Origin of the sequence: uncultured Roseobacter sp. (genome assembly GCF_947493125.1) — a bacterium.
GTDB lineage: Bacteria > Pseudomonadota > Alphaproteobacteria > Rhodobacterales > Rhodobacteraceae > Roseobacter.
In genome coordinates this window covers 250,374-266,421 of sequence record NZ_CANLQB010000004.1, presented here as the reverse complement: position 1 = coordinate 266,421, position 16,048 = coordinate 250,374, and the positions used below count along the sequence as shown (strand labels likewise).

16 protein-coding genes are annotated in these 16,048 nt (G+C 60.2%); 11 read left to right on the top strand and 5 right to left on the bottom strand.

Annotation, left to right across the window (positions count from 1 at the left end; genetic code table 11):
• Nucleotides 1–30: 30 nt before the first annotated feature.
• The gene (gene hpt, locus Q1A71_RS10490; RefSeq protein WP_299675127.1) at nucleotides 31–579 is read left to right on the top strand and encodes a hypoxanthine phosphoribosyltransferase; all 549 of its coding nucleotides are present in this window, start codon (nucleotides 31–33) and stop codon (nucleotides 577–579) included.
• Between the two features lie 10 nt (nucleotides 580–589).
• On the opposite strand, the gene Q1A71_RS10485 is transcribed toward hpt, so the two are convergent.
• From Q1A71_RS10485 to Q1A71_RS10475, 3 genes are all read right to left on the bottom strand, one after another.
• Nucleotides 590–769, bottom strand: coding sequence for a hypothetical protein (locus tag Q1A71_RS10485; protein ID WP_299675124.1), 180 nt, complete (start codon nucleotides 767–769; stop codon nucleotides 590–592).
• Nucleotides 770–883: 114 nt separating this feature from the next.
• Nucleotides 884–1,843, bottom strand: a complete 960-nt coding sequence (gene lipA, locus Q1A71_RS10480; protein WP_299675121.1) for a lipoyl synthase — start codon at nucleotides 1,841–1,843, stop codon at nucleotides 884–886.
• A gap of 192 nt (nucleotides 1,844–2,035) precedes the next feature.
• A complete protein-coding gene (locus Q1A71_RS10475; RefSeq protein WP_366140232.1) occupies nucleotides 2,036–2,920 on the bottom strand; it encodes a DUF6456 domain-containing protein in 885 nt (294 codons plus the stop codon).
• 666 nt (nucleotides 2,921–3,586) lie between these two features.
• Between Q1A71_RS10475 and Q1A71_RS10470 the strand changes: the two genes are divergently transcribed.
• Entirely contained in the window at nucleotides 3,587–3,877 is a 291-nt protein-coding gene (locus Q1A71_RS10470) for a DUF6477 family protein (RefSeq protein WP_299675115.1), read from the top strand.
• 5 nt (nucleotides 3,878–3,882) lie between these two features.
• On the opposite strand, the gene Q1A71_RS10465 is transcribed toward Q1A71_RS10470, so the two are convergent.
• Nucleotides 3,883–5,427 carry a trimethylamine methyltransferase family protein gene (locus Q1A71_RS10465; RefSeq protein WP_299675112.1) on the bottom strand — a complete coding sequence of 515 codons (1,545 nt, stop codon included), beginning with the start codon at nucleotides 5,425–5,427 and terminating at the stop codon, nucleotides 3,883–3,885.
• A gap of 199 nt (nucleotides 5,428–5,626) precedes the next feature.
• Between Q1A71_RS10465 and guaA the strand changes: the two genes are divergently transcribed.
• The 9 genes from guaA (at nucleotide 5,627) to Q1A71_RS10420 (ending at nucleotide 14,827) form a co-directional block, all read left to right on the top strand.
• Nucleotides 5,627–7,189 carry a glutamine-hydrolyzing GMP synthase gene (gene guaA / locus Q1A71_RS10460; protein ID WP_299675109.1) on the top strand — a complete coding sequence of 521 codons (1,563 nt, stop codon included), beginning with the start codon at nucleotides 5,627–5,629 and terminating at the stop codon, nucleotides 7,187–7,189.
• A 97-nt stretch (nucleotides 7,190–7,286) separates the two neighbouring features.
• Nucleotides 7,287–8,150 carry a DMT family transporter gene (locus tag Q1A71_RS10455; RefSeq protein WP_299675106.1) on the top strand — a complete coding sequence of 288 codons (864 nt, stop codon included), beginning with the start codon at nucleotides 7,287–7,289 and terminating at the stop codon, nucleotides 8,148–8,150.
• A 132-nt stretch (nucleotides 8,151–8,282) separates the two neighbouring features.
• Complete coding sequence (locus Q1A71_RS10450; RefSeq protein WP_299675103.1) at nucleotides 8,283–9,392, top strand: hypothetical protein; 1,110 nt, start codon at nucleotides 8,283–8,285, stop codon at nucleotides 9,390–9,392.
• A 106-nt stretch (nucleotides 9,393–9,498) separates the two neighbouring features.
• Nucleotides 9,499–10,413, top strand: coding sequence for a DMT family transporter (locus tag Q1A71_RS10445; RefSeq protein WP_299675100.1), 915 nt, complete (start codon nucleotides 9,499–9,501; stop codon nucleotides 10,411–10,413).
• 61 nt (nucleotides 10,414–10,474) lie between these two features.
• Nucleotides 10,475–11,323 carry an ATPase gene (locus Q1A71_RS10440; protein WP_299675097.1) on the top strand — a complete coding sequence of 283 codons (849 nt, stop codon included), beginning with the start codon at nucleotides 10,475–10,477 and terminating at the stop codon, nucleotides 11,321–11,323.
• A 90-nt stretch (nucleotides 11,324–11,413) separates the two neighbouring features.
• Nucleotides 11,414–12,331 (top strand): homoserine O-succinyltransferase, encoded by a 918-nt coding sequence (gene metA, locus Q1A71_RS10435; protein WP_299675094.1) that lies wholly within the window; start codon nucleotides 11,414–11,416, stop codon nucleotides 12,329–12,331.
• Entirely contained in the window at nucleotides 12,306–13,298 is a 993-nt protein-coding gene (locus tag Q1A71_RS10430) for an alpha/beta hydrolase (protein WP_299675091.1), read from the top strand. Before metA ends, Q1A71_RS10430 begins: the two co-directional genes overlap by 26 nt.
• 49 nt (nucleotides 13,299–13,347) lie before the next feature.
• Nucleotides 13,348–14,217 (top strand): polyphosphate kinase 2, encoded by an 870-nt coding sequence (gene ppk2, locus Q1A71_RS10425; protein WP_299675088.1) that lies wholly within the window; start codon nucleotides 13,348–13,350, stop codon nucleotides 14,215–14,217.
• Entirely contained in the window at nucleotides 14,210–14,827 is a 618-nt protein-coding gene (locus Q1A71_RS10420) for a TetR/AcrR family transcriptional regulator (protein ID WP_299675085.1), read from the top strand. The genes ppk2 and Q1A71_RS10420 overlap by 8 nt, the downstream gene beginning before the upstream one ends.
• Nucleotides 14,828–14,836: 9 nt before the next feature.
• On the opposite strand, the gene Q1A71_RS10415 is transcribed toward Q1A71_RS10420, so the two are convergent.
• A complete protein-coding gene (locus tag Q1A71_RS10415) occupies nucleotides 14,837–15,868 on the bottom strand; it encodes a Hint domain-containing protein (RefSeq protein ID WP_299675083.1) in 1,032 nt (343 codons plus the stop codon).
• Nucleotides 15,869–16,048: the final 180 nt, after the last annotated feature.

Here is a 16,048-nt window from a genome sequence, read left to right as displayed (position 1 = left end):
CTTTCCCTGTCCAAGATCAAGGTCTAACCCATGTCCGCGCGTCCTTATGTCATAGATGAAATGATCTCGGCCAAGGCGATTGCGGCACGCATCGAAGCGCTGTGCCGCGAGATACACGACGAGTTCGAAGACACCGACAAGCTGGTCGTTGTCGGGCTGTTGCGCGGCAGCTTTGTCTTCATCGCCGATCTGGTACGCGAGCTCGACCTGCCCATCGAGGTCGATTTTCTTGAAGCCTCAAGCTATGGCGACGGCATGGAGAGTTCCCGGGAAGTCAGGATTCTGAAGGACCTTCGCGGGGCCATTGAAGGACGCGATGTCTTGGTCGTCGAGGATATTGTCGACACCGGCCATACTCTGAACCACGTCACGCAACTGCTGACCAGCCGCCTGCCCGCCCGGTTGAAGTCCATCGCCCTGCTCGATAAGCCCAGTCGCCGGGAGGTTGATTTCAAAGCGGATTGGACCGGCTTCGAAATCCCGGATGAGTTTGTGGTTGGCTATGGAATCGATTTCGCTCAGCGCAATCGCAACCTGCCATTCATTGGCAAGGTGCGCTTTACGGACATGCAATCCTGACGGCGGCCTGTCAGGTCTTTGCGCGCCCGTGCGACACGCTCCGCGCTGGCGGCACCGCGTCCTGGGAGTCGCGCGCCATGATCGCAAAGATTGCATCATCAATGTGGTGAGAGGCGACGTCGTAGCGGGTGCGGTCTAGCGCACAATTGATGTCGCGCAGGGCAAGAATTGCCCAGTGAATATCGGTCATCGGATCAGCCTTGGGATGTGAAAGAATTTCTTAGGCCGGACTACACAACTATCACGATAAATAATACGGGAATGGACCTTGTCCTTTCCCCCGATAACGCAACGTCACTTTGCTTTACGCGATGCCCAGTTTCCGATTTCGGGCCGCGCGGAGCCGAGCAAAGTCATCCCCCGCGTGATAGGATGATCGCGTGAGTGGCGTTGCCGAGACCATCAGAAACCCCTTGCCATAGGCGGCCTTTTCATAGGCTGCGAACTCATCGGGATGCACGAAACGGTCCACGCGGTGGTGTTTCGGCGTTGGCTGAAGGTACTGTCCAATGGTCAAAAAGTCGATGTCAGCCGCCCGCATGTCTTCCATCACCTGCATGACGGCCTGTTTGTCCTCTCCAAGCCCAACCATGATACCCGATTTCGTGAACATAGCGGGATCAAGCTCCTTCACCCGCTGCAGCAGCCGGAGCGAATGGAAGTAGCGCGCGCCCGGTCGCACTTCCGGATAGAGGCCGGGAACTGTTTCCAGATTGTGGTTGAACACATCCGGTCTGGCTTCGACGACCACTTCCAAAGCCTCGGGACCGCACTTGATGAAATCGGGTGTAAGAATTTCGATGGTCGTGCCCGGGCTGCGGTGCCGAATCGCGCGGATGGTCTGTGCGAAGTGATCTGCTCCGCCGTCGTCCACATCATCCCGATCCACCGACGTGATGACAACGTGATTGAGCCCCAGTTTTTCCACGGCATGTGCCACGCGCCCGGGTTCAAACGCGTCCAACGCCTCGGGCGGTTTGCCTGTCGCGATGTTACAGAAGGTGCAGGCGCGGGTGCAGACCTCTCCCATGATCATCATGGTTGCATGGCCTTGGCTCCAGCATTCGCCCACATTCGGACAGCCGGCCTCCTCGCACACGGTCACGAGGTTGTTGTCTCGCATGATGCGTGCCGTTTCGGCATAGCCCTGCCCGCCCGGCGCCTTGACCCTGATCCAATCCGGTTTCTTGGGCTGAGGATTGTCCGGGCGGCGGGCTTTCTCCGGATGGCGCTGTGCCGGGATCTTGAGATCGCGTGGGGCCATGAGACGTGCTCCTTGAGATGCGGGCTGCATGTAGCATCCGCCAGTTGCTTCCTGTTTAGACGATGTAGGACAGCACGTTCAACCGGGCGGCCGGTCGCATGACGCAAGGCCGCATTGCTACAGGCGCACAAGCAAAGGGGGCGCGCCGTTCAAGCACGCCCCCAAGCTGGTTTCTGTTTGCCGTCGTGCCGACTATCCGATGAGAGGGCCGCCCGGGCCAATGGTTTCGTCATAGTGCCGCTTCAAGCGCATCAACGCGATTCGCAGAACGATCTTTCCCGACCGCGCGGACCAGCCCAACTTCTTCTCCGCTGTTTCCAGACCTTCCAGATAACAGCAGCACCGCAAAGCCACGTCAGACAACCCTGGACCAAGATCGGTCAGCGCATCGGCCACACGTTTGCGCGCGTCAGACGGCCCATCCCGCGCATCGGTATCCGGAACAAAGCTCGCCCGTCCGCCCGACGTCAGAAAGCGGTCCCAGTTCTGCGCAACGCGCGGCCCCATCTGGGCCAATTCGAAGTCTTCGCGAAGACGCTCACCGACGGTCACAAGATCGTCGGTCAAAAAAGGCTCGCCGTTCTTGTCGCGCCGCCGCGCCAAGGCCGTGAGCGGGCTCTCGGCGAGGTTGTACCGCATGCGGCGGGGCCGGCCGGTCTCGGTGTCCGGCAGAGTTTTCTCGCCCCAAACGCGGTGGTGCCCGGCAAAATCAGCCGATACATCGGAGAACCCACCTGCTGTGGTGCAGCCCTCCTCGTCCAGCATCGATTCCAGGGCTGCACGCCCCGCAGGCGTAATCGTATAGCGCGTAATTTTCCCGGTGGTCTGTGCCGATATCCAGTCTTTGAGCGCCATGGCCTCGGCCACCTGGCGGGAGACGACACCGGTCCGGGTGGCCTGCCCCCCCGCCCCGTCGCGGACAATGACCGCTTTTTCCATTTCAGCGGCCACGGCGAGCACGGCGCCGGTTTCACAGAGTCGGCGCAGAACGCGGACCCCTTCCGCCTTGAGTTTCGCTTCGCTCGGTGGGTGCTCATCGGCAGATGACGGGGCCGCTATGCGGTCTTGGAAACTCATGCGCGAAATGTCCTTCTGGTTGACATGGCCTGTCTCCGAACGAGCAACGAAATGGGCCGCACCCAGGGTCTTGAGCGCGGCATCCACTAGTGGATCGTCACGCCGCGTCTCGACCCGTCGGATTTGCCGCAAGATTGTCGAAGCGTGGCATCCAGCGGCGCGCGCCAAGGCGCGAATGGGCAACCCCGCCTCTGTATGTGCGAGATACATTTGAGCTGCGGCCGGCACCCAATCTGGCAGTCCAACCTCAGCTCCATCGCAGGTAGGTGAAGATGACAATTCCAGCTCCGTCATGGGGTCCGATCCAATATCATAACATTCTTTAGTTGTGGCATTTCATATTGCACAACCTAAAGCTGCATTAGTTACCCGTTCGTTAACAGTTTCTGATTTGGGAATTATTGCTGCTAAACCATAAACACCTTTTACACCGGCGAACGGCGAAGGCGCCTTGAACGCAACGGGAGGACGCCGGGGTGCGACTAGGCAGGCAAAGGCGCACGTCCTGCATCTTCGCCATAAAGCCGCGTGATCTCAGAGTCTTAACAACTCCCTAAACACCCCGTGCGTGAAACGCAGAGACAACGCAACGGCCGTTGTTCGGGGTGTAGTATCGCCACAGCTGGGCAGAACGCTCACGGGGAATACGGTACAAAGGAAGATACAATGCAAGATCTGATCTCAATGCTGCACGCGATCCGCAGGCCACCACTTCTGATGCGGGCTGCCCGCATCGGTGCTGAAGACTACCGGCGCTCCGTGCATCTGCCACGGCTTCTGGGGTACGGCGTTCTGCCGAGGCACGGCGCCGCTCTGTTCAAGCTGATCGAACTCGAAGCAGACCTGAATGCGCAGCGGACTGGAGGCGACACGAGCTACAGCCTTATTCGCCACGTGGACGTGCTGATTGCGATGCTGGGCGAAGCCCGCGTTTTGCGCGCGTCGCAGGCCGCCTGATCGGCTTACATGAAACTATCGGGTTCTTCCGCTTTCCGTCGTGCAATGTAGTCGGAAAGAGCCTCGTTGATCGCCGGATCGAGTGCCGGCTGCTGATAGTCGCCAAGCATCTTCTCGACACGCAGACTGGCAAGGGTCTGTGTGTCACGCGCGCCCTCGTCCTCCCAGGTCTCATAGGGCTTGTAGTCGAGCAGATCAGACTTCCAAAATGCTGACTTGAAGTTCTCTTGAGTATGCGCGCAGCCGAGGTAATGACCGCCAGGCCCCACCTCTCGTATCGCATCCATAGCCTGCGCGTTGTCATCGACAGACACGCCTTGCGCCAGATGATGCAGAGTTCCCAGCTGATCGGCATCCATCACAAACTTCTCAAAAGACGACACCAAACCCCCTTCCAGCCAGCCGCAGGAGTGCAACATGAAGTTCACCCCGGCCAGGAGGCCCATGTTGAGGCTGTTTGAGGTTTCATAGGCCGCCTGTGCATCGGGCAGCTTCGACCCGCAGAACGACCCCGCGGACCGATAGGGCAAACCAAGCCTGCGCGCCAACTGACCCGCGCCATAGGTGATGTGCGCTGCCTCGGGCGTGCCGAAGGTCGGGGCGCCGGAATTCATGTCGATGGACGTTACAAAGGCCCCCATGATCACCGGTGCACCCGGACGGATCAGCTGGCTGTAGGCAATCCCCGCCAGCACTTCGGCCAGAACCTGCGTCAACGTGCCAGCCACCGACACCGGCGCCATGGCTCCGCCGACAATGAAGGGGGAGATGATGCAGGCCTGGTTGTTTTTGGCGTAGACCTCCAGCGCGCCCATCATCACGTCATCGAAGGTCATCGGCGAATTGATGTTGATCAGCGAGGTCATCACGGTGTTGTCTTGCACGAACTGCTCACCGAACAGCAGCGCGCACATATCGACACTGTCTTGGGCCCGGCTGGGCTCCGTCACCGATCCCATGAAGGGCTTATCGCTGAGGGTCATATGCGCATGCAGCATGTCCAGGTGACGTTTGTTCACCGGCAGGTCCGTGGGCTCACAGACCGTCCCGCCCGAGTGATGAAGCCACTTGGACATATACCCCAGTTTCACGAACTTCCGGAAATCCTCCATCGTGGCATAGCGCCGTCCGCCCACGGCATCGCGCACGAAAGGTGGCCCATAGACCGGAGCCAGCACGAGGCTTTTTCCGCCCACGACCACATTGCGCTCCGGATTTCGAGCATGCTGAACGTAGCTCGATGGTGCCGTCTTGCAGAGCGCACGCGCAAGGCCGCGCGGGATCCGTACACGCTCGCCGCTGACATCGGCGCCCGCCTCGCGCCACCGCGCCAGAGCGGTGGGGTTCTCAACGAAGTTCACGCCGATCTCTTCCAAGACAGTTTCCGCGTTGGTTTCGATGATTTCCAATGCTTCTTTGGTCAGCACCTCGAAGTTCGGAATGTTCCGTTCGATGTAACGGGCGGTCTCGAAGGACACCGCACTGCGGGCCGCTCGACGCGCCGCCCCGCCACCACCGCGCGCCCGTCTGCGTTGTGCTGCTTCCGACATCCCATAGCTCCCGCTGCTTTGCTTGCGCCCGGTGCTATCCCATTCCGGACGGTTATCTCATCCGCATAACGGCCTCGCAGGGAAAAAAGCGACATGGATCCCGTCCCTCGGTCGTTCTGACCCAAATACACCGCGTATCCCGCAGCCCGCCGTCACTCCGACCCTTGCCACCGGCCGCCGGCCCGCCTAATCAGCCATCATGAGCACATCCCATCACGACAGACTTCTCATCATCGACTTCGGCAGCCAGGTGACGCAACTGATTGCGCGGCGGCTACGAGAACTGAACGTCTATTGTGAGATCCACCCGTTCAACGCGGTTGACGAGACATTTCTTGGCGAATTCTCTCCCAAGGCGGTGATTTTTTCCGGTGGTCCGGCCTCGGTCTTTGCGGATGGGGCGCCCATGCCGCCGAGGTCAGTCTTTGAGCTCGGCGTTCCGATTCTGGGTATTTGTTATGGTCAGCAGGTGATGATGCACTGCCTCGGCGGCAAGGTGGAGCGCGGCCATGGCACCGCGGAGTTCGGGCGCGCCTATGTGACGCCCGAGGCGCGCCAGCTGGCCCTGCTGCAAGGCTGGTTCGAAGCGGACCGCGAGCAGGTCTGGATGAGCCATGGCGATCACGTCAGCCAGATCGCGCCCGGCTTTGAGGTTTACGGCACATCGCCCAACGCTCCCTTTGCCATCACGGCTGACGTCGACCGTGACTTCTATGCCGTGCAGTTCCATCCCGAAGTGCATCACACGCCCAATGGCGCCAAGCTTTATGAGAATTTCGTGCGGCTTGCGGGCTTCACTGGCGACTGGACCATGGGCGCTTACCGCGAGGAGGCGATCAACCGGATCCGTGCGCAGGTGGGAGATGGCAAGGTGATCTGCGCGCTGTCAGGTGGTGTCGACAGTTCGGTCGCAGCTGTGCTGATCCATGAGGCCATCGGTGACCAGCTCACTTGCGTCTATGTTGATCATGGCCTTATGCGCAAAGGCGAAAGCGAGCAGGTCGTCGGCATGTTCCGCGAACACTACAACCTGCCGCTCATCCACGCAGACGAATCCGAGCTCTTCCTTCGCAAGCTCGAAGGCGTCTCTGACCCCGAGACAAAACGCAAGATCATCGGTGGGCTCTTCATCGACGTCTTCGAAAAACATGCGCAAGAGATCGGCGGCGCGGATTTTCTCGCTCAAGGCACGCTTTACCCCGACGTGATCGAATCGGTCTCCTTCTCTGGCGGACCCTCTGTGACGATCAAATCGCACCACAACGTGGGCGGTCTACCGGAACGGATGAACATGCAGCTGGTCGAGCCGTTGCGTGAACTCTTCAAGGACGAAGTGCGCGCGCTCGGTCGCGAATTGGGACTGCCGCCGAGCTTCATCGGCCGCCACCCCTTCCCAGGACCAGGGCTCGCCATCCGCTGCCCTGGCGAAATTACGCGGGCCAAGCTCGACGTCCTGCGCGAAGCGGACGCGGTCTACATCGACCAAATCCGGAAACACGGGCTTTATGATGACATCTGGCAGGCCTTTGTTGCGATTCTGCCGGTTCGGACCGTGGGTGTCATGGGCGATGGGCGCACCTATGACTACGCCTGCGCTCTGCGGGCCGTGACATCGGTTGACGGGATGACCGCAGACTACTACCCCTTTTCGCACGAGTTTCTCGGCGAGACGGCGACGCGGATCATCAATGAGGTGCCAGGTATTAACCGTGTCACCTACGATATCACGTCGAAGCCTCCGGGCACGATTGAATGGGAATAAGATGATGCATGCGGTTCTGCAGCTATGGCGACTACCGGGGCTCAAACACTAGCCCTGCCGTCGCCTGTTCCGCATCCCCTGCATCAAGGTTTATCTCATGTCCCCCATTCTCAAGGCCACGCTCTGGATGAGCGGTGCCATCACCTCTTTCTCGACCATGGCCGTCGCGGGCCGGGAAGCGGGCGCAGAACTCGATACCTTCGAAATCATGATGTACCGCAGCCTGATCGGTGTGATCGTGGTTGTCACGATGGCGGGGATGACCGGCACCTGGCGCGAGATCAACCGCGACAGCCTCGGCACGCATGTTGTCCGGAACCTCGCGCATTTCACGGGCCAGAACCTGTGGTTCTATGCCGTGACCGTGATCCCGTTGGCGCAGGTCTTTGCGCTGGAATTCACCTCACCGCTGTGGGTGATCGTCCTGTCGCCTCTGATCCTCGGAGAGAGGCTGACCCGGGTGCGCGCGCTTGCGGCGATCCTCGGTTTCATTGGCATCCTCATTGTCGCGCGCCCCGATATGGCTGGGGTCAACGCCGGTGTGGTCACCGCGGCGTCATCTGCCATTTTCTTTGCGCTGACGATCATGTTCACCAAGCGCCTGACCCGGAGCCAGTCGATCACCTGCATTTTGTTTTACCTGACGACGATGCAGCTTGTGATGGGGCTGGTCGCGGCAGGATACGATGGCGACATCGCGTTGCCCGGCGCGGCCAGTCTGCCCTATGTGGTCATGATCGGGATCGCCGGCCTGTTGGCGCATTATTGCATGACCAATGCGCTGGCTCTGGCGCCGGCCACGGTCGTCGTTCCTATTGATTTTGTCCGCCTGCCCGCCATCGCCGTGATCGGGATGTTGCTCTATTCCGAGCCGCTCGAGCTCTTCGTGTTTCTTGGTGCCGCGATCATCTTTGCCGGCAACTATTTGAACATTTGGGCCGAGACACGACAAAAAGCCTGATTTTACGTCAGGTCACACCTACACTTGCCCCTGCGTCAATAATTGACCGGTGACGGAATCGTGCTTAGGTGCCGACGCCTGCTCAACACAGCGTCAACAACCGCAGGGTCATCTTCTGGGGAGGAGATAATAATGAAAAAGTATCTTACAAGTGTAACGGCAATGTGTCTGGCCGCAGGGGGCGCGCATGCAGGTGCTCTGGACCGGACGGGACAATCGATCGAAGTGCTCTTTGAGCAGGGCCGGTATGCAGAGTTCAGCCTTGGTTATATCTCGCCCGATGTGCAGGGGCGGAACATCAACGCTGGTCTAGGTGCCATCGGGACAGCTTCGGGTGACATCGGGTTGAGCAACTTCAACTTCGGTGCCGCCTATAAAGCCGACCTGAACGACACTTGGTCCTATGCGCTCATCGTCGACCAGCCCTTCAAGGCAGAGGTCGAGTACGCGGCGGGCACCGGCTACTTCGCGCAAGGATCTAACGCGCAGTTCGATTCCTACGCCGTAACAGCGCTTTTGCAGTACAATATGCCGAATGGATTCTCCATATATGGTGGTCCCCGTTTCCAGAACTCAGACGCAAGTGCAAGAATCGGATTTGTCAGCAACTATGACGTTGTAGCAGATGGTGACTGGGGCGTCGGTGCTGTCGCAGGCATCGCCTACGAAAGACCCGAAATCGCGTTGCGAGTATCGCTTACCTATAGTTCAGAAATTGCGCATTCCAACGACGTCACGGAAACATTTTCGAATGGCGCGGTGACGTTTCCGGGCAGCGTAGCGGAATTCGAGACACCGCAGTCGGTCAACCTCGAGTTCCAAACCGGGATCGCGACAGACACACTACTGTTCGGCGGGGTCCGCTGGGTGGACTGGTCGGACTTTGACCTGTCGCCAGAGCGCTATGTCGCCGCCACCAATCAGCCGCTCCTGAGCTACGTTGACGATACTATTACCTACAGGATCGGCGTCGGGCGCCGCTTGAGCGACACCTGGTCTGTTGCAGCCTCAATTGGCTATGAGGAGAACACCGGCAACTTGTTCACCAACCTTGGACCAGCGGATGGTGGCGAAAGCCTAAATCTTGCCGCGATCTATACGCAAGGCAATATGAAGATCACCACTGGTATTCGCTACCTCAGAATTGGGGATACCACGACAGCCGTCTCGGGTAATCCGGGAGCGGAGTTCAACGGCAACGACGCTATCGCCTTGGGCGTGAAGATCGGCTATACGTTCTAATCTCTAGACTTCCGAACACACACGAAAGCCCCGTGGAGACATCTCTGCGGGGCTTTCGCGCATGATCCGGGTGGCTCACGTGATCCCGCCCGCCTAAGGTCCGGCAATGACCGATCAGATGTCTCTCTCACCGAAAGCATGGAGCGCGCTTCTGCTGCTGGCCCTGATCTGGGGCGGCTCCTTTCTGTCAATCCGCGTGGCTCTTGACGAGATCGGTCCACTGACGGTGGTCGCACACCGGACCCTCTGGGCCATGCTGGTGCTTTGGGCCGTGGTCTGGGCCATGCGCTTGCCCGTGCCTCAAGATCCGGCAACCTGGGGCGCGTTTCTGGTCATGGGCCTGCTCAACAATGCCATCCCATTCGGGCTCATGGCCTGGGGCCAACTCTACGTCGAAACCGGGCTCACCTCGATCCTCAATGCCGCGACGGCCGTCTTCGGGGTCATTGCCGCTGCTGTCTTCTTTGCGGACGAACGTCTGAGCGTACGGAAGGTCGTGGGCGTGGGGCTTGGCTTCTTGGGCGTTGCAACCGCAATCGGCCTGGACAACATGCGCGACTTCGATGTCCGCTCCCTCGCACAGCTTGCAATTCTGGCGGGGACCGTGTCCTACGCTCTCGCCGGAGTTTGGGGCCGCAAGACGCTCGCAGGCTTATCCCCCCAGGTCGCGGCAGCAGGCATGCTCACGGGATCGACCATCGTGACACTGCCACTGGCGCTGATCTTCGAGGGCCCGATGCAATTTGATCTGGCCCTCGCGACCCTTACCGCCATCGGGTATTATGCAGTGGTCGCGACTGCTGGCGCTTACTTGCTCTACTACTACGTGCTCGCCCGCGCGGGCAGCGGAAACCTTCTGCTCGTGACCCTCCTGATCGCTCCCGTGGCAATCCTTCTGGGGGCTCTTTTCCGGGACGAAACGCTCAACCCCAACGCCTATCTCGGCTTTGTCATTCTCGCTGCGGGGCTGATCATACTGGATGGGCGCATTTTGCGGCGTCGGCGAAAGGTGGCGGCGTGATTGACCCTGTGAGGTGAGGCCGCTAGGACTGAAGCCCAACTCAGCCGTCAGGACGCGCCTCATGCTCTACTCCTCCGCCGCCGACTGGCGCGCTGCCTCGCGCAAATCCGTGCTGGTCTATGGCATGTCCGGTCTGGGAAAGACCCATATGTCGAACCTGCTGCGGAGCAGCGGCCAGTGGTTCCACTATTCCATCGACTACCGCATCGGCACCAGATACATGGGCGAATACATCGCGGACAACGCTAAGGCCGAAGCGATGAAAGTGCCCTTCCTGCGCGAATTGCTGATGAGCGACAGCATCTACATTGGCTCCAACATCACCTTCGAAAACCTGGCGCCGGTGGCGACCTATCTCGGCAAGCCCGGAAATCCGGCGCAGGGTGGACTGCCCATAGCCACCTACCGGCAGCGACAAGAGCAGTTTCGACAGGCAGAGATCGCCGCCCTCCACGACACGGTGCACTTTGCCAAGCGCGCCGAAGCGCTCTACGGATATCCGCATTTCATCTGCGATACCGGCGGCTCGATTTGCGAGTGGGTCGACCCGGCGGATGACGCTGATCCAATCCTCTCCGAGCTGGCTCAGCATTGCCTGCTGATCTGGATCAAGGGCGATGAGGCGCATACACAAGAGCTGATCAGTCGGTTTGATCGGGCACCGAAACCCATGGCCTATCAACCTGCGTTCCTGACGCGGATTTGGGAAGACTATCTCAATGAAACCAATCTGCAAGAAGACGACGTTGATCCGGATGCTTTTGTCCGCTTCACCTATGCCCGGGCGCTCGCCCACCGCCAGCCGCGCTATGAGGCAATGGCGCGTTGGGGGGTGACGGTGACAGCGGATGAAGTGGCCGCCCTTCGCAGTCCCGAGGATTTCAACGACCTGATCGCGAGCCGCTTGTAAGATGCGTCACCGAGCTGTGAGCGTCCGCCCCTTGAGACACCTCAGCCGAGAGGCTATCTGACTGCTCTGTTCAGACGCCGGAAAAGACCCATGCCCATCAAGATCCCTGCCAACCTGCCCGCCTATGACGTGCTGACGCGCGAAGGTGTGATGGTGATGGACGAAGACCAGGCTGCGCGGCAGGACATCCGCCCGCTCAGGATCGGCTTGCTGAACCTGATGCCAAAGAAGATCCAGACCGAAAACCAGTTCGCTCGGCTGATCGGTGCCACGCCGCTACAGATCGAGTTGAGCCTGATCCGGATGTCCGAACATCAAACCAAAAACACGGCCGCCGCGCATATGGAAAGCTTTTATCGCCCTTTCCAGGAGGTGAAGCATGAAAAGTTCGACGGTCTGATCATCACCGGAGCCCCAATCGAGCATCTTCCCTTCGCGGAAGTGACTTATTGGGATGAGCTGCGCGAAGTGATGGACTGGACCCAGACAAATGTGCAGTCGACGTTCGGCGTCTGCTGGGGCGGCATGGCGATGATCAACCATTTCCACGGTGTGCGGAAACACATGCTGGACGCCAAGCTGTTCGGCTGCTTCCGGCATCGCAACATGGCGCCTGGGTCACCCTATCTGCGCGGGTTCTCGGACGACTGCGTGATCCCCGTCTCCCGCTGGACGGAGATGCGGCAATACGAAATCGACGCGGTCGATGGGCTGACAACTCTTCTGGGCAGCCCTGAAACCGGCCCCTGCCTGGTGGAGGACAGCGGCCGCCGTGCGCTCTACATCTTCAATCACTTCGAATACGACAGTGATACGCTCAAACAGGAGTACGACAGGGATGTCGCAAGCAACACGCCGATCAATGTGCCCCTGAACTACTATCCCGACAACGACCCAACCCAAGTGCCGCTCAACCGCTGGCGCAGCCACGCGCACCTGCTCTATGGCAACTGGCTCACGGAGGTGTATCAGGATACGCCGTATGATATTAATGCGATCGGGCAGTAGGGCCGTGGTCTTTGCGCTGCTGATCGCCTTGGCGCTCGTCGCGGTGGTTCAGTGGCGCGCAGCAGCACGCGAGGCGCGCGTCGCCGAAACCTATCCGCCATCCGGCCAACTCATCTCCCACCGCTCCCGCCAGATCCACGCCGAGGTGATGGGGGACGGGCCCGATCTGATCCTGATCCACGGCGCCTCCGGCAGTTTGCGGGAGTTCACCTTCGATCTCGCGCATCGGTTGAAAGATCGCTACCGGGTCGTGCTGCTGGACCGGCCCGGCTTGGGATGGACCGACCGCGCATCGGACGATGTGCAGGGCCTCCTGAACCGTGCCGCGGAATCACCCGCCGAGCAGGCCGCGATGCTGCAAGTGGCCGCGGATGCGCTGGATGTCGAGAACCCCATTGTCCTCGGGCACTCCTTCGGTGGTGCGGTGGCCATGGCCTGGGCTCTCTCCCGCCCCGAAGACACCGCTGCTGTCGTCATGGTCGCGGGGGTTTCACAACCCTGGCCCGGGGAGCTCGACTGGCAGTACCGCATCATGGACACCGCTCTGGGCCATCTTATGGTGCCGCCGCTCGTCGCAGCCTTTGCGCCCGATCCTCTTGTGCGCAGCAATGTGGAGGCGATTTTCGCCCCTCAGACTATGCCAGAGGGGTATCTGGAGCATATCGGCGCGGATCTTACGTTGCGCAGAAAGACCTTTCGCGCGAACGCCGAGCAGATCAACGGCTTGCGCCCGCATGTGGTGGAGATGTCGCAGCGCTATCCAAGTCTCCGAATGCCTTTCGAAATCCTGCACGGCACTGCGGATGAGATCGTGCCGATGCGCATCCACAGTGAGCCGCTTGCTCGGCAAATCCCGGGTGCCGTGCTCACGCGGCTCGACGGTGTGGGCCATATGCCACAACACGTCGTTCCCGATGACGTCGAAGCCGCGATTGACCGCGCCGCGGCCCGGGCGGGTTTGCGTTAAGCCCTTTAACATCCCATATTGGCTGCAGAAACACTGCCCTGGAGGGCTCATGAATCTGCCATTCGACGGCGCAATCAGCAGCTTTTTCGAAACCGACGCACCGCAGCCGATCCGCGATGCCATCCAGGGCGCAGAAAAAGGCGATGTTCTCTCCCCCAGCTACCCCCACGCGGACCGGCTCGCTCGCAAACCGTATGAGACCGCGCTGGAGGCTTTGCAGATCGAGCTGGTGAAGATGCAGGCTTGGGTTCGGGAGAGCGGGGCGCGCGTTGTCATGGTGTTTGAAGGGCGTGATGGCGCGGGAAAAGGTGGCACAATCAAGCGGTTCCGGGCCAACCTCAATCCTCGTGGCGCGCGGATCGTCGCTCTGTCCAAACCGACCGATGCGGAGGCCGGTCAGTGGTATTTTCAGAGGTATGCGAGCCAGCTGCCGACCAAAAGCGAAATCGTCTTTTTTGACCGCAGCTGGTACAATCGGGGTGTTGTCGAGAAGGTCTTTGAGTTCTGCACAGACAGCCAGCGCAGCGAGTTCTTCCGTCAGGTCAATCCCTTCGAGGAGATGCTGGTGGATGACGGTGTGCTTCTCTTCAAGTTCTGGATGAACGTCGGACGCGCGGAGCAACTGCGCCGCCTGCTCGCCCGCGAGCGAGACCCGCTCAAGCAATGGAAGCTCAGCTGGATTGATGTTGAAGGCCTCAAGCGCTGGGACGCCTACACCGACGCGATCCATGAGACTTTGACCAAGAGCCACACCGATGTAACCCCCTGGACCATCGTGCGCTCCGATGACAAGCGCCGCGCCCGCCTCGCCGCCATTCGAACCGTCCTGCACGGGCTCGACTACGCGCGCAAGGATACCACGGCCATCGGCAAGATAGACACGTCCATCTGCGGCGGACCGGATATCTGGGATGCCTAAGCGCGGCTACCATCACGGCAATCTCCGGCAGGCCCTCATCGAGGCCGCCCTGCAGCTGATTGAGGAACGTGGCCCGATGGGCTTCACCCTGTCGGAAGCGGCGAAACAAGCCGGCGTGACCCCGGCCGCCGTCTATCGGCACTTTGAAGGGCGCGAGGACCTCATCGCCGAGGCGGCCCTGCAGGGATACGAGATTTTCGGAGATCTCATGCAATATGCCTACGACAAGGGCCAGCCATCTGCCCTGGCCGCTTTTTCCGCGACCGGTCGCGCGTATCTGGCCTTCGCCCGCAAGTATCCCGGCCATTACATCGCGATGTTCGAAAGCGGCATCTCCGTCAACCGAACGCCAGAGCTGGCGGCAGCGGCCACACGCGCCAATGATGTCCTCGAGAAGGCCGCGACCGATCTCAGCCAACATATTCCTGAAGACAAGCGGCCGCCCGCGTCGATGTTTTCAGCCCACATCTGGGCGCTCAGTCACGGCGTTGTGGAGTTGTTCGCCCGAAACTCACCGGGGCGTGCGTCCCCCTTTCCGGCCGATGATCTACTGGAATCGGGTCTTGGGATCTACCTGCGCGGCCTGGGGCTGATCAGCCCCGACGATTAGAGGCCAACCTCAGGCGGCAAGGTAGGGACGCAACGCCTCCGCCTCGCGGCGATTCAGCGTCATCGTGGCCGTTGCGCCGAATTGCTCAAACACCCTCGGCAAGGTGGGAAACAAGGCTTCCAGTTCCGCCCGTTGGGCGCTTTCCAGCGAACCGATGGATACCTCTGCGTAGAAAAAGCTCTCGGTCAGCGCCCCATTGGCTCGCACGATCTGATGGTTGTCGAACATGAAATGTGTATAGCAGACGCGATCCCGCGGCTGCAGGCTGACGCCCGGCAGGCCGATCAGATGCTTGGCAGCGATCAGGACTTCCGACCTGCCAAAGAGCAGCTCCGCCATTGGTGTCTCGACCCACATGCGATGCTGCTGCGACACAACAAGCGCGCTGTGGTTGCCGAACACCCCAGGTTCGATCACCACCGGGGCGTAGTCCCCCTGCCCCTCCACTGTGGTGCTCGACGCCCAGCGGACCGGTTGTGGGCCCGTGTCCTTCGTCCAGATCTCCAGGCCAGCCTCGATATCCTCAACCGCCACGCTGCCATCGGCGGTCTCGATCTGCGTTCCTTCCGCGAAACATGGCACGAAGGTGTTGTAAGCGGACGAGCCGTTGTTACTGCCGCTGACCTTGACGTAGGACGCGCCATCTTGGAGCAAACTCGTGGTGGAATAGCCCCAGATATCGCTCGTGTTTCCGTTCTGCGAGTAGACATTGAGCGTAATGACAGGGCCTGTGGGGTCCCCGTCGTCGTCCAGTTGACGCAGCCTGATGATGGACTCGGATTCGACCCGCGTCCCGTCTGCAACCAGCCCCTTGCCATCCACGATACGATGCTGGTTGGGACGATCATCTTCGAAGACGTTCCGGTTGCCCCCGGTATCGTTCAGCGTGATCGCCTCGCCGCTTCCGGCGCTGAACTGAAAGATCGTCCCGTTCGGGGTGCTGGAGTTGTTGATGATCGGATTGCCAATGAGGCCCGTATTGCTGCTGGACGTGACGACGAGATTCTCGCTGTCAAACGCCACGAAGGTTCTGAGCACCATGACGATCTCCCTCTGTGTCAGGCTTTGAGGACCGTAGCCGAGAATTCCGGCAGCGCGAAGCCCCCGATCCGTCAAAACACTGCTCTGTTGCGGAATGAACGCCGTTCTGGCGAGGTTTGATCGCCCGGCCACTCAAGAAATGCAGAACGCGGAGATCAAAAATACAAAGGGCTGCCTCGG

What these genes read in the sequence shown, in the direction of transcription:
- hpt (WP_299675127.1), top strand. Translation starts at nt 31, where the DNA reads ATGTCCGCGCGTCCTTATGTCATAGATGAAATGATCTCGGCCAAGGCG.
- Q1A71_RS10485 (WP_299675124.1), bottom strand. Translation starts at nt 769, where the DNA reads ATGACCGATATTCACTGGGCAATTCTTGCCCTGCGCGACATCAATTGT.
- lipA (WP_299675121.1), bottom strand. Translation starts at nt 1,843, where the DNA reads ATGGCCCCACGCGATCTCAAGATCCCGGCACAGCGCCATCCGGAGAAA.
- Q1A71_RS10475 (WP_366140232.1), bottom strand. Translation starts at nt 2,920, where the DNA reads ATGAGTTTCCAAGACCGCATAGCGGCCCCGTCATCTGCCGATGAGCAC.
- Q1A71_RS10470 (WP_299675115.1), top strand. Translation starts at nt 3,587, where the DNA reads ATGCAAGATCTGATCTCAATGCTGCACGCGATCCGCAGGCCACCACTT.
- Q1A71_RS10465 (WP_299675112.1), bottom strand. Translation starts at nt 5,427, where the DNA reads ATGTCGGAAGCAGCACAACGCAGACGGGCGCGCGGTGGTGGCGGGGCG.
- guaA (WP_299675109.1), top strand. Translation starts at nt 5,627, where the DNA reads ATGAGCACATCCCATCACGACAGACTTCTCATCATCGACTTCGGCAGC.
- Q1A71_RS10455 (WP_299675106.1), top strand. Translation starts at nt 7,287, where the DNA reads ATGTCCCCCATTCTCAAGGCCACGCTCTGGATGAGCGGTGCCATCACC.
- Q1A71_RS10450 (WP_299675103.1), top strand. Translation starts at nt 8,283, where the DNA reads ATGAAAAAGTATCTTACAAGTGTAACGGCAATGTGTCTGGCCGCAGGG.
- Q1A71_RS10445 (WP_299675100.1), top strand. Translation starts at nt 9,499, where the DNA reads ATGACCGATCAGATGTCTCTCTCACCGAAAGCATGGAGCGCGCTTCTG.
- Q1A71_RS10440 (WP_299675097.1), top strand. Translation starts at nt 10,475, where the DNA reads ATGCTCTACTCCTCCGCCGCCGACTGGCGCGCTGCCTCGCGCAAATCC.
- metA (WP_299675094.1), top strand. Translation starts at nt 11,414, where the DNA reads ATGCCCATCAAGATCCCTGCCAACCTGCCCGCCTATGACGTGCTGACG.
- Q1A71_RS10430 (WP_299675091.1), top strand. Translation starts at nt 12,306, where the DNA reads ATGATATTAATGCGATCGGGCAGTAGGGCCGTGGTCTTTGCGCTGCTG.
- ppk2 (WP_299675088.1), top strand. Translation starts at nt 13,348, where the DNA reads ATGAATCTGCCATTCGACGGCGCAATCAGCAGCTTTTTCGAAACCGAC.
- Q1A71_RS10420 (WP_299675085.1), top strand. Translation starts at nt 14,210, where the DNA reads ATGCCTAAGCGCGGCTACCATCACGGCAATCTCCGGCAGGCCCTCATC.
- Q1A71_RS10415 (WP_299675083.1), bottom strand. Translation starts at nt 15,868, where the DNA reads ATGGTGCTCAGAACCTTCGTGGCGTTTGACAGCGAGAATCTCGTCGTC.